General features: G+C 61.3%; 8 protein-coding genes. All 8 read left to right on the top strand.

The window, feature by feature from the left end; all coding sequences use genetic code 11:
* The first annotated feature begins 252 nt into the window (after positions 1–252).
* The 8 genes from VGH41_RS18890 (at position 253) to VGH41_RS18855 (ending at position 12,747) form a co-directional block, all read left to right on the top strand.
* Positions 253–828, top strand: a complete 576-nt coding sequence (locus tag VGH41_RS18890) for a helix-turn-helix domain-containing protein (protein WP_331599050.1) — start codon at positions 253–255, stop codon at positions 826–828.
* A gap of 383 nt (positions 829–1,211) precedes the next feature.
* Positions 1,212–3,908 carry a TonB-dependent receptor gene (locus tag VGH41_RS18885; protein WP_331599049.1) on the top strand — a complete coding sequence of 899 codons (2,697 nt, stop codon included), beginning with the start codon at positions 1,212–1,214 and terminating at the stop codon, positions 3,906–3,908.
* Between the two features lie 334 nt (positions 3,909–4,242).
* Positions 4,243–6,183, top strand: a complete 1,941-nt coding sequence (locus tag VGH41_RS18880; RefSeq protein WP_331599081.1) for an extracellular solute-binding protein — start codon at positions 4,243–4,245, stop codon at positions 6,181–6,183.
* A gap of 8 nt (positions 6,184–6,191) precedes the next feature.
* Entirely contained in the window at positions 6,192–7,244 is a 1,053-nt protein-coding gene (locus VGH41_RS18875; protein ID WP_331599048.1) for a microcin C ABC transporter permease YejB, read from the top strand.
* Positions 7,198–8,310, top strand: coding sequence for an ABC transporter permease (locus VGH41_RS18870; protein WP_331599047.1), 1,113 nt, complete (start codon positions 7,198–7,200; stop codon positions 8,308–8,310). Before VGH41_RS18875 ends, VGH41_RS18870 begins: the two co-directional genes overlap by 47 nt.
* Positions 8,310–9,953 (top strand): dipeptide ABC transporter ATP-binding protein, encoded by a 1,644-nt coding sequence (locus tag VGH41_RS18865; RefSeq protein ID WP_331599046.1) that lies wholly within the window; start codon positions 8,310–8,312, stop codon positions 9,951–9,953. The genes VGH41_RS18870 and VGH41_RS18865 overlap by 1 nt, the downstream gene beginning before the upstream one ends.
* Positions 9,950–11,386 (top strand): TldD/PmbA family protein, encoded by a 1,437-nt coding sequence (locus VGH41_RS18860; protein ID WP_331599044.1) that lies wholly within the window; start codon positions 9,950–9,952, stop codon positions 11,384–11,386. Before VGH41_RS18865 ends, VGH41_RS18860 begins: the two co-directional genes overlap by 4 nt.
* The gene (locus VGH41_RS18855) at positions 11,386–12,747 is read left to right on the top strand and encodes a TldD/PmbA family protein (protein WP_331599043.1); all 1,362 of its coding nucleotides are present in this window, start codon (positions 11,386–11,388) and stop codon (positions 12,745–12,747) included. The genes VGH41_RS18860 and VGH41_RS18855 overlap by 1 nt, the downstream gene beginning before the upstream one ends.
* Positions 12,748–13,149 lie beyond the last annotated feature (402 nt).

Here is a 13,149-nt window from a genome sequence, read left to right as displayed (position 1 = left end):
TGCACCGCGATGTTCACTCAATTCAAAGATTACGCACTAGAAGGGAATGCATTCGCACTTTCGTTGTGCATTCAATCTTCCAGGAGTGCTGACTCAAATCGCACGTCGCCCTGGTAACCGGCCAACTCCGGTTTTCACCTCGGGCTGACACCAACCCAATTTCTCAACCGACTTTAGGCGCGGTGTCGCGCTTTCGATGAAACTAAATTTGCTTAGATCAAACAAATTTTGACTACTGGATTCTGTCTTGCTATGGTTCCGCCACTTGATAAGAAGGCATCAGCCGCACTCGCAATAGGCAGCAAGATTCGCGCATTACGACAACGGCTAAAGCGCACGCTGGATGAAACAGCAAAGGCGGCTGGTATTTCCAAGCCGTTCCTGTCGCAAGTGGAACGAGGGCAGGCAACGCCGTCGATCACGTCGCTAGTCGGTATAGCGCAGGCACTGGGAGTCACGGTGCAGTATTTCGTCGAGACGCCGACCGAAGCGAAGTCGGTCTGCCGAGGCGATGAATTGAAATATTTTGGGTTCGCCGATTCGGCGAACCTGTTCGGCAGGCTGACGAATCTGTCGGTCGACCGCAAGCTGGAAGCCATTCTGGTCCGGATGCCTGCGGGCCAGAAGCCGTCGGAAGTGACGACGCATGCAGGGGAAGAGTTTTTGTACGTGATGAGCGGGCAAATCGCTCTGACACTTGAGGGTACGACGTTCGTGTTGCAAGCCGGTGACACCGCTCACTACGAGTCAACGGTCCCACATGCATGGACGAACACAGCAGGCGAGGAGACCGTACTCGTCTGGGTGGGTACACCAAGATTGTTTTAGCTGCCGTACTTCGTGTTCGACATGAAGGGCTCTAAAGAGATCAATAAGCAGTACTACAGGTTAACCCGAAGTCTGGTGCGCAATATGAGTTGCATGGCGAGTGGCGCAGTAATAGGTGTCTACTTATTCAGCAACTGAAATGAAGTTGAAAGAATATCGTAGTGATTTGTAATGTTTTAGTAGTGCGAAATTAAATAAAGCTTGAGTGCCCCGTCTATCCGGCTGCGATTTTTCCAGACGCTGTTCGGCTTGTGGAGTTGTAAAAGTTTCGGGGCAACTTTAGTCAATCGCGGCGCAACGACGCTGCAAATCAAGTAGAGGGGTTCACAGAACCTCTCTTCGCACAACAGGTGTGGCCTTACTGACGAGTGAGAAGGGGAAAAATGAAACAAAGGGCATTGGCGATAGCCATCAGACGGATAGTCTGGGCCGAACTGGCGTTGTCGACTGTGATCGCCGCTCCGGCGTTCGCGCAAGCGCAACCGGGCGCAGCACCAGGTACCAGCACATCGGCTGCTGCGCCGGCAGCCGCTTCCGGCGCCGCCGCGGCAGCGCCGGGTGCGAGCGGGACAGCTGACGGAAACGTCAAGCAGATCAAGCGCTTCGAGGTGACGGGTTCTCTGATCCGGAGTTCCGACAAGGTCGGTTACAACCAGGTTCAGACGGTTACGGCGAAACAGATTCAGGACAGCGGCCAGACGACAGTCGCCGACTTCCTGCGTTCGACCTCGGCCAACTCGGCCAACAGCTGGAGTGAAGGCCAGGCCTCGAGCTTTGCCGCAGGCGCCTCGGGTATCGCCCTGCGCGGCCTCAGCGAGAAATACACGCTGGTGCTGGTCGACGGTCAGCGCGTCGCGCCCTATGCATTTTTCTCGAACAGCGTCGATTCGTTCTTCGACCTGAACACGCTTCCGCTGAACGACATCGACCGGATCGAAATCGTCAAGACCGGTGCCGTTTCCCAATACGGTTCGGACGCGGTCGGCGGTGTGGTCAACGTCATCACGAAGCACGACTATCAAGGCCTGCAGCTTGACGGCAGCCTGGGCAGCTCGGTGACCAACGGTGCCGGTAACGGTACGGCGAAGTTTGGCGTGCTCGGCGGTTTCGGCGATCTGAACTCGGATCGCTTCAACGTCACAGTGGCGGCAAGCTATTACAAGGACAACGGTTCCACGCTCGCGGATCGCGATTCGACGCGCAGCCAGGACTTCACCAATCAGCCGGGCGGATTCTCGCTGCTCGCGCCGTCGGCCTGGAACATGCCCGATGGCAGCTTCCAGGCATTGAACGGCTGCCCGTACGGTGGTTCGGTGCATCCGGCGGCCACCAATTCGCTGACTGGAGGCGCGCCGGGTACGGTTTGCTCGTTCAACACGGCAAACAGCACGTCCATCGCACCGCTGACGGAGCGACTGAACGCGAAGATCCACGCTGACTTCAAGATCAACGACACGACGACGGCGTACGCGGACCTCCTCGAGAGCAACAACACGTCCACCCAAAGCAACGGTGTCAATGTTGTCGGCAATCCGCAGACACCCACGCTGGTGTATAACCCGCAAACGAAACTGTTCACGCCGTTCAACACGACTGTGCCGGCGAGCAACCCGTTCAATCCGTTTGGCGTGGGCACTCCGCTCACGTATGCATTCCCGGAAACGGTAGCGGAAAAGACGTACGCCAACTATTACCGTGCGTCGACAGGTGTGAAGGGTTCGTTCAGCTTGCCGTACGGTGACTGGGATTGGTCGACTTCGGTAAGCCATTCGCAAAGCACGGTCTCGAACACGTTCACCAACCAGCTGAACGTGAATCAGCTGACCAACATCTACCAGAACGGCGCGCTTAATTTTGCGAATCCGGGTGCTACGCCGGGCGGCTTGAACGGCCTGTTCCAGGACGCGAACAACATGGGTATCTCGAAGCTCGACACGGTCGACGCGACGATTTCGACGCCCAATCTGTTCCACCTGCCGGCGGGTGATGTAGGTATCGGTTTCGGTGCACAGTTCACGCACCAGAGCGAAGACCTTGAGCCGGGTGGCGAGTACGCAGCAGGCACGGTGGTCAATCCGAATCTGCAAACGGTGAATGGCCAGCGCAACGTGGCGGCCGTGTACTACCAGATCGACATTCCAATCGTGCGCAACCTGACGTTCAGCCAGTCGGGTCGTTACGACCACTACAGCGATGTCGGCGGTGCGTTCTCGCCGCGTTTCGCCTTGCGCTACCAGCCGGTGCAGGCGTTGACGATGTACACGTCGTATAGCCGCGGCTTCCGTGCACCGACCTTCGTTGAGAACAGCGATTCTCAAACGCTGGGTATCCAGGTGAGCAGCAAGGGCAACTTTACGTCGATCACGCAAGGCAACCCGAATCTCGCGCCTGAGCATACGAAGAACCTGAACATCGGCTTCGAACTGTCGCCGACGCGTACGACCGACGTTGGCCTCGACTGGTACAAGATCCGCATCGACAACGTGATCGGTCAAGGCGCGCCTTCGAACACCTCGATCGATCCGGCAACGGGTCAGATCCTGTTCGAAGATATCCCTTACCAGAACCTGGGCTACCTCGACACGAACGGTTTCGAAGGCACGCTGCGTCAGGCATTGCCGACCAAGGCCGGTACCTTCACCTTGTCGGCTGACTGGGCTTACGTGAACAGCTTCAAGCTCGGTTCGCCGGGTGAAGCGCCGGTCAACGGCGCGGGCAACAACTTCACGATCACGCAGCCGTTCGGTGGCAGCTTCCCGCGCTGGAAGGGCAACACCACGCTGGACTGGGCGTACCACAAGTGGGACGCAGCGTTGACGTGGCAGTTCACGGGTCCGTACGCGCAGAATCTGTTGTCGGAGCCGACGCGCGTTGGGTCGTACAGCCAGTTCAACCTGATGGTGACGTACACGGGCTTCAAGCACTGGACGATTTACGGCGGCGTCGACAATATTTTCAACCGCACGCCTCCGTATGATCCGATCTTTGCGAACGGCACGCTGGATCAGACGGGTTACGACACCTCGGTGTACAACTATCTGGGCGCTTTTGCGCAGATCGGCGCAACGTATAAGTTCTAAAAAAAGCAGTAGAGCATGTTGACGATTGGTCGCTCCGGCATTCTTTGTGCCCGTCGGAGCGACTTTTTTTCGTAAGTAGCACACTGTGGTCTTCTCCGTACGTCGCCGCGGCCGTCATGCCTTACCGCCGGACCCGGTCAGCGCGAGAGCAGCAGTCTGATTTCCGTAGGCGGCACGGTCTTGAGGTTCATGACCGGGCCGAGATGACAACCCTTAACCCAAGGCGGCATGCGACGCCTTAAGTGACCTGAGTGATGGCGTGTTGCATCCTCCCGTCGATCCGACGAATCGCGCGTCGGCCGCAAGCCAGCGCGTGTCTTTACGCATACTGATGATGAGACTTGTGAAGTTTCGGTTGCCACGCGCCACGTGGATGATCCCTGGCGCATCGGCGACGCGGCGAGCCACCCTGCGCGCCGTGCCGGCGCTGGCTGCCGCGCTGTTTGGTGTACTTGGCCTCGCGGTGAGCCCGGCTGAGGCGAGCCCTTCGATCGCGCAGTACGACCAGCCCAAATACCCCGCCAATTTCACGCATTTCGACTACGCGGATCCGGATGCTTCGAACACGGGCGATCTGAACTTCGAGAATTACAGCGAACTTCAGAGTTACGACTCGCTCAATCCGTTTCTGGTCCGCGGTGCGCCTGCTCCGGACATCCAGAACCTGATGTTCGACACGCTGATGCAGCGCAGCTGGGACGAACTCGCCTCCGAATACGCCTTGATCGCGAACGATGTCGAAGTGGCGCCGGACCTGAGCTCCGCGACGTTTCACATCAATCCTGCCGCGCGCTTTTCGAATGGCGACCCGATTACGGCCGCCGACGTGAAATATTCACTGGATACGCTGCAAAGCCCGCAGGCGTCGCCGCTGTTCAACGCACAGTTCTCGGTGATCAAGAAGGCGACGGTCATCGACAGGTTGACGATCCGCTTCGATTTCATCCGTCCCGAACGCGACGCGCCGCTGATTGCCGGCGACATTCCGGTGTTCTCGCCGAAATGGGGTATGACGTCCGACGGCAAACGGCCGGCGTTCGATCAGATCGCCAACGTGCCGCCGATCGCGAGCGGGGCGTACCTGATCGAACAGCGCAAGAACGACAAACAGATTGTCTACGTTCGTAATCCGAACTATTGGGCTGCCAATCTGCCTTCACGGCGTGGCATGTTCCGATTTGCGCGCATCACGTTCCGCCTGTACCTCGACCAGTACACCGCGCTGGAGGCCTTCAAGGCCGGCAATGTCGACGCACGCATGGAGTACAGCTCGACGCAGTGGGCGCGCAAATATATCGGTAAGAACTTCGACAACGGCCTGCTGAAGAAGGGCGAGTTCCCTGACGGTCCTGCGCAGATGCAGGGCCTGATCATGAACATGCGCAAGCCGATGTTCCAGGACCCGCGAGTACGTCATGCCATGGCGCTGGCATTCGACTACGACTGGATGAACCGCATGATGTTCTACGGTCAATACCGGCGCACCAACAGCTTCTTCGATGCGAGCCCGTTTGCCGCCACCGGTATGCCGAGCCAGAAGGAGTTGGCGCTGCTCGAACCGTACCGCGCGAGTCTGCCTCCCGAAGTGTTCGGCCCGATGGTGAAGCAGCCCACCACCGTCGCGCCCAATTCCCTGCGCGGCAACCTGCGCATCGCGCGCGACCTGCTTGCGCAGGCCGGCTGGCACTATCGCGACGGCGCATTGCGCGACGCCAACGGCAACCCGATGACGATCGAGATCATCGACGACCAGCCGGGCATGGACCGCCTGTTGCTGCCGTACATGCAGGCGCTCGGCACGCTAGGCATTCAGGCGCATATGCGCGAAATCGACAGTGCGTTGTACGAGAAGCGACTCGATAACTTCGAGTACGACATGACGACCTACATCTACAACCCGGTGACGATTCCGGGCGCGGAACTGGAGCGCCGTTTCGGCAGCGCTGCGGCCTCGCAGGTGGGCTCGGAGAATTTCACGGGCCTGAAGTCGAAGGCCGTCGACGCGCTCGTTCGCGCGGCATTGAGCGCGAATACGCTGGACGATCTGGAAACGGCCACCCGTGCGCTCGACCGCGTGCTGATCAATACCTATCTGCTGGTCCCGGAGTATTACCTGCCTAACGCCCGCATCGGCTACAAGACGGCGCTCGGCTTTCCGAAGGTCGTGCCGACGACCTATCAGTACGAGGACTGGATCATCGACTACTGGTACAAGAAACAGCAGGCCGCACTTAGCGCCGCCACACCCGCTTCCTCGCCGTCCGCAGCAAACTGAGGTTCACCATGCTTGCTTATATTCTTAGACGTCTGTTGTTAATGGTGCCGACCCTGATCGGCGTGGTGACCCTTACCTTTGTCGTCACGCAGTTCGTGCCGGGTGGGCCGGTCGAACAGGTGATGATGCAACTCCGCCACGGCGCCAGCCGTGGCGGAGAGGCGGGGGCGGGCGGCGGCGGCTATCACGGCAGCCAGGGCGTCGACCCGCAGCAGCTCGAACAGATCAAGAAGCAGTTCGGCTTCGACAAGCCGCCGCTCACGCGCTACTTCCTGATGATGAAGAACTACGCGACCTTCAACCTCGGGCAATCCTACTATCAGCACGAAAGCGTCTGGGAAGTCATCAAGTCCAAGCTGCCGGTATCCATCACCCTCGGCTTATGGACGGTGATGCTCACCTACCTGATATCGGTGCCGCTGGGCATTGCGAAAGCAGTGCGCAACGGCTCCCGCTTCGACACGGTCACCAGCGTGCTGGTGCTGTCGGGTTACGCGATTCCGGGCTTCGTGCTGGGCGTGTTGCTGCTGATGCTGTTCGGCGGCGGCACCTTCTGGCAGGTCTTCCCGATGCGCGGCCTCACCTCGGATAACTTCCAGGACCTGAGCGCGTTCGGCAAGGTGCTCGATTACCTGTGGCACATCGTGTTGCCGGTGACGGCTTCGGTGGTGGGCAACTTTGCCATCGTGACCATCCTGACCAAGAACACCTTCCTCGAGGAGATTGGCCGGCAATATGTGCTGACCGCAAGAGCCAAAGGGGCGCCGGAGCGCGACGTGCTGTGGAAGCACGTGTTGCGCAATGCCGCGATTCCGCTGCTGACAGGTCTGCCCGCCGCCTTCGTGGGCGCATTCCTGAACGGCAACCTGCTGATCGAAACCCTGTTCTCGCTCGACGGTATGGGCCAGCTTTCGTACGACTCCGTGATCCGCCGCGATTACCCGGTCGTACTCGGTTCGCTCTTCCTGTTCACGCTGATCGGTCTTATCACCAAACTTATTGCTGACGTCTGCTATGTCCTCGTCGACCCCCGCATCCAATTCAACCGCCTGGGCCGCTGATCCCGCGGCGGTCACGCTTGTCGCGTCGGTGTCGCCGTGGCGCCGCACGTGGCTGCGTTTCAAGAGCCAGCGTCTAGGTTACTGGAGCCTGCTGATTTTCGCCGGGCTGTTCGTGATCAGCCTGTTCGGTGAAGTGCTGGCCAACGACCGCCCGCTCGTCGTGCGCTATGACGGCCACTATTACTTTCCGATCGTGAAGGACTATCCGGAGACGCTGTTCGGCGGCGACTTCCCGGCCAAGACCAACTACCTCGATCCGTATATCCGTTCGCGGCTGGAGGAGAACGGCAATTTCGCGGTGTATCCGCCGAATCACTACCACTACGACACGATCGACTACTTCGCGGCGCACCCGTATCCGGCGCCGCCGTCGTCGAGCAACTGGCTCGGCACTGATCAGTTCGGCCGCGATGTGCTGTCGCGTCTGCTGTACGGCTTCCGTCTGTCGGTGCTGATGGCGTTCGCGCTGACCATCTCGGGCGTGGCGATCGGCGTGCTGACGGGCGCCGTGCAGGGCTTCTTCGGCGGGCGCACCGACCTGATCGGGCAACGCCTGATCGAAATCTGGAGCTCGATGCCGGACCTCTATCTGCTGATCATCTTCGCGTCGATCTTCGAGCCGACGCTGTGGCTGCTCTTCATCCTGCTCTCGATGTTCGGCTGGCTGGTGCTGTCGGACTACGTGCGCGCCGAATTCCTGCGCAATCGCTCGCTCGATTACGTGAAGGCCGCGCGCACGATGGGCCTCTCGAGCTGGCAGATCATGTGGCGTCACGTGCTGCCGAACAGCCTCACGCCGGTGATCACGTTCCTGCCGTTCCGCATGAGCGCGGCGATTCTGTCGCTGACCAGTCTGGACTTCCTTGGCCTCGGCGTTCCGCCGCCGACGCCGAGCCTTGGCGAGCTGCTCGCCGAAGGCAAAAACAACCTCGATGCATGGTGGATTTCGATCTCGGCGTTCTCGGCGCTGGTGATCACACTGCTGTTGCTGACCTTCATGGGCGACGCATTGCGCAACGCGCTCGACACGCGCTCGCGCGGTTCCGCATTCGGAGGTGGCAAGTAATGAACAAGCCCGTGGAAAAACCTTTGCTGGAAATTGACCGCTTCTCGGTGCGCTTCGGCGAGAAGGTGGCGGTGCAGGAATTGAGCCTCTCCATTGCGCGCGGCGAGCGTGTCGCGCTGGTGGGCGAATCGGGTTCGGGCAAGAGCGTGACCGCCTTGTCGATCCTGCGCCTCGTGGATCAGGCGCAACTGAGCGGGCGCATGCTGCTGGACGGCGAAGACCTGCTGCAAAAGACCGAGCAGCAGATGCGCGGAATTCGCGGCGCGGACGTCGCAATGGTGTTCCAGGAGCCGATGACCGCGCTCAATCCGCTCTATACGGTCGGCAAGCAGATCGCCGAAAGCCTGCGTCTGCACGAAGGCATGCGTGCCAACGCGGCGCGCGAGCGCGGCATCGAACTGTTGCGACGCACGGGGATTCCCGAGCCGGAGCGTCGCATCGACAGCTTTCCGCACCAGTTGTCCGGCGGCCAGCGGCAGCGCGCGATGATCGCCATGGCGCTCGCCTGCCGCCCGCGTCTGTTGCTCGCCGACGAACCGACCACCGCGCTCGACGTCACGGTGCGCCAGCAGATCGTCGATCTGCTGATCGAATTGCAGGAACAGGAAGCCGCCGAGCGCGGCATGGCCGTGCTGTTGATCACCCACGACCTGAATCTGGTGAAGCGATTCGCGCAGCGCGTCGCCGTGATGGAAAAAGGCGTGCTGGTCGAAACCAACACGACCGAAGCGCTGTTTTCGAATCCGCAGCACCCGTACACCCAGCGCCTGCTCGACAGCGAACCGCAGCGCATGGTCGACGAGGTCGAAGAGGGCGCGCGCCGCATTCTCGAAGTGCAGGGTCTCGCGGTCGACTATCACACGGCGGGCAAGGGCTGGAAGTCGCTGTTCGGCAAGTCGACCTTCCGCGCCGTGCAAGACGTGGACCTGAGCTTGCGGCGCGGCGAGACGCTCGGGATTGTCGGCGAATCCGGCTCGGGCAAGTCGACGCTGGCCTCGACCGTGCTCGGCTTGCAAAGTCCGGCGGCGGGCCACATCCATATCGACGGCCTGCCGTTGTCGTCGCTGAAGACGGCACGTTCGAAGCGGGCGCTGTATTCGCGCATGCAGGTGGTGTTTCAGGACCCGTTCGGCTCGCTGTCGCCGCGCATGACGGTCGAGCAGATCATCGGCGAGGGTCTGGCCGTGCACCGTCCGGAAATCGATGCGAAGGCGCGTCGTGACCGCGTGGGCGCGCTGCTCGAAGAGGTGGGCATGCCGGTCGAGTCGATGCTGCGCTATCCGCACGAATTCTCCGGCGGCCAGCGTCAGCGGATTGCGATTGCCCGCGCGCTGGCGGTCGAGCCGGAACTGCTGGTGCTCGACGAGCCGACCAGTGCGCTCGACGTGTCGATCCAGAAACAGGTGCTGAACCTGCTGACGAATCTGCAGAAGAAGTACAAACTAAGCTACCTGTTCATCACTCACGATCTGGCGGTGATGAAGGCCATGGCGCACCGCGTGATCGTCATGAAGTCGGGTCGTATCGTCGAAGCGGGCGATACGCTCGACGTGCTGCACGCGCCGTCGCACCCTTATACGCAGTCGCTGCTGGCGTCGTCGATGATGACACCGGAGTCGGACATCCAAGAGAACCTCGCATGATTGACGAACGGTGGGCGCAGGCTGCCGGCACGCTGAAGAGCCGTGCGGATTTCTGGTCGTTGCGCATCGTCGACGAAACGATCGACGATCACGAAGTGCGTAACGACGTGGCACAGCCGCTGCGCACCGTCCGCGACCGCGGCGCCATGCTGATTGCATGGGTGGGCGCCGGCGCCGGCTATGCGGCCACCGCCAATCTGTCCGCAGCGGGCCTGCAGGCCGCGCTGGATATCGCCACCGCTCGCGCGCAGGCAAGCGGCGCACTGTCGCTGGTCGACCATCGCGAGCTGGCACGCCCGGCTGTGAGCGGCACGTATGTCTCGCCGAACGCAGCCCATGCGTTGCCCACGCGGCGCGAATGGCTCGAACGCCTCGCGCTCGAATGCGCGGCCGCCAGAATCGACCCGCGCATCGTGGAACGCTCGGCGAGCGTGCAGATCACGCACACCGATCAGCTTTACATTACCGGCGACGGCGTGCGGATCGACCAGCAGTTTCGCTTCCTGATGCCGCAACTGAGCGTCGCCGCGCACGCTGACGGCGATACGCAAATGCGTACGCTTGGCGGCAATTACGGCACCCTCGGGCAAGGCGGCATCGAAGTGCTGGCGCGCTACGGTTTCGACGGTGCGGGGGCGCGCGTCGCGCATGAAGCGCTGCAACTGCTGACCGCGCCGAATTGCCCGTCGGGCAAGCGCGATCTGCTGCTGATGCCGGACCAGATGATGTTGCAGATCCATGAGTCGATCGGGCATCCGCTGGAACTGGACCGCATACTCGGCGACGAACGCAATTTCGCGGGCTGGAGCTTCGTGAAACCGGAGATGTTCGGCACCTACCGCTACGGCTCGGAGCTGCTGAACGTCACGTTCGATCCGGAGTTGCGCGAAGAGGCCGCAGCCTACGCCTTCGACGATGACGGCACGGCTGCCACCCGCCATTATCTGATTCGTGACGGCGTGCTGGAGCGGCCGCTGGGCGGCGCGCTGTCGCAGCAGCGCGCGCAGTTGCCGGGCGTGGCGAATTCGCGCGCATCGAACTGGAACCGGCCGCCGATCGACCGGATGGCGAATCTGAATATCGAACCGGGCACGCATTCGCTCGATGAGATGATCGCCAATATCGAACACGGCATTCTGATGCGCACCAATACGTCGTGGTCCATCGACGACCACCGCAACAAGTTCCAGTTCGGTTGCGAGTTCGGTCAGCTGATCGAAAACGGCAAGCTCACCCAGGTCGTCAAGCAGCCGAACTATCGCGGCATCTCGGCGAACTTCTGGCGCAGCCTGTCGGCCGTCGGCGACGCCAGCACCCGCCAGGTGTTCGGCACGCCGATGTGCGGCAAGGGCGAACCGGCGCAGGTGATCCGCGTCGGCCATGCGTCGCCGGCGTGCGTGTTCAGCAACATCGACGTATTCGGAGGCGCATGATGAGCGATGCCATCCTGTTGCAAGGCGCTGCATCGATCGACTGGAACCGTCACTTCCTGTTGCTCGCTAATGCCGTGGATGCTTCGCTGCGCGGCGCGGAAGTCGCGCTGACGTCGTTTTCCGCCGAAGCGTCCGATTTCATCCGCTTCAACGCCGGCAAGGTGCGGCAGATCGGTCACGTGTCGCAAGGCAAGCTGACCCTGCGCCTGATCGACGGCGCGCGCCAGGCCTATTCGACCTTGACGGTCTGCGGCGAAGCGGAGCTCGATCTGCACGACGTGACGAGCGCGCTCGCCACGCTGCGCGACGGTCTGCGCGATTCACCGGACGACCCGCATCTGCTGTTCGAAACCTCGCAATGGGAACGTTCGACGCGCCGCGCCGGCAAGGTACCGCAGCCGCAGGCGCTGGTGCGCACCGTCGCCGAATGCGCAAAAGGTCTGGATTTCGTGGGGTTTTATGCGGGCGGCACGATCGTGCGCGGCTTTGCCTCGTCCCGCGGCAGCCGCGGCTGGTATGAAGTCAGCAATTTCAACTTCAGCTGGTCGCTGTACGACCCGAGCGGCCGCGCGATCAAGACGAGCTACGCGGGCGACCACTGGAGCGATGCCACGTTTGCACGCAAGGTCGAGCAGGCTGCGGCGCGTTTGCCGGTTTTAGGGCTGACGCCGCGCGCGCTGTCGCCGGGCCGCTACCGCTCGTATCTTGCGCCGGCCGCGCTCGAAGAACTGCTGGGCGTGATGGGCTGGAGCGGCTTTTCGGCGCGCGCGCAGGCCACCTCGCGCAGCGAACTGTTCAAGCTGCACACGGGTGAAGTCGCACTGGATTCCCGTGTCACGTTGACCGAAGACCTGAGCCTCGGCATCACGCCCGGTTTCAATGACGACGGCTATCTGCGTGCCAGCGTGCCGCTGATCCAGGGTGGGCGCAGCGTGGAGCGTCTGACCAATGCGCGCAGCGCGCGCGAGTATGGGCTCGAGCCGAACGGCGCACTGGAAAACGAAGCACCGGTGGCGCTGTCAATGGAGGGTGGCGAGCTGGCGGAAGACGACGTACTCGCGCAACTCGATACTGGCCTGTATATCGGCAATCTCTGGTACGTGAATTTTTCGGACCGGATGAATTGCCGCCTGACCGGCATGACGCGTTTTGCAACGTTCTGGGTCGAACACGGCCAGATCGTGGCGCCAATCGAAGCGATGCGTTTTGACGACAGCATGTACCGCCTGCTAGGCGATCAGCTGGAACAACTCGGTGCGCAGCCCGAACTGTTGCTGAGCGATTCCACCTGGGGTGAGCGGGGGACGGGCGGCATGCATCTGCCTGGCATCCTCGCTCGCTCGTTCGAACTGACGCTCTAGCGGATATCAGTGATACGGCGGCATCACGAAATTGCCACCTGAGGTATTCACGCTACGCGCATGGCGCGTAGCCGACGTATGAGATTTGCCATGTCCCGAGGTGGAATTGGCGGCGTGTGTCGGCGATATACTGGTCGACTTCTGCGGCTAATCGCCGGACAGGCAGCGCCGCGCGCTGCCCGCCGCGCAGACGGTTTCGAAGTGGCGGCGCTGCAACGCGACACCGCGTTGCGAGACGGAGTACTGATCGATTGCTATCTGATGGCACGGTTACGTGAGCCGGGGCCATTCGCAACGGACCAAAATAATGAATACGAACAGTCAAAGGTTTGAGAGAGACACAGTCATTACAGGGTGCAGCGTCGTGTTGAGAGACGGCGTGCTGGCCGGTGTCGTGCATAT

This window comes from Paraburkholderia sp., from assembly GCF_036488795.1.
In the GTDB taxonomy this organism is placed as follows: Bacteria; Pseudomonadota; Gammaproteobacteria; order Burkholderiales; family Burkholderiaceae; genus Paraburkholderia.
This window is presented reverse-complemented; position numbering and strand designations above follow the sequence as displayed.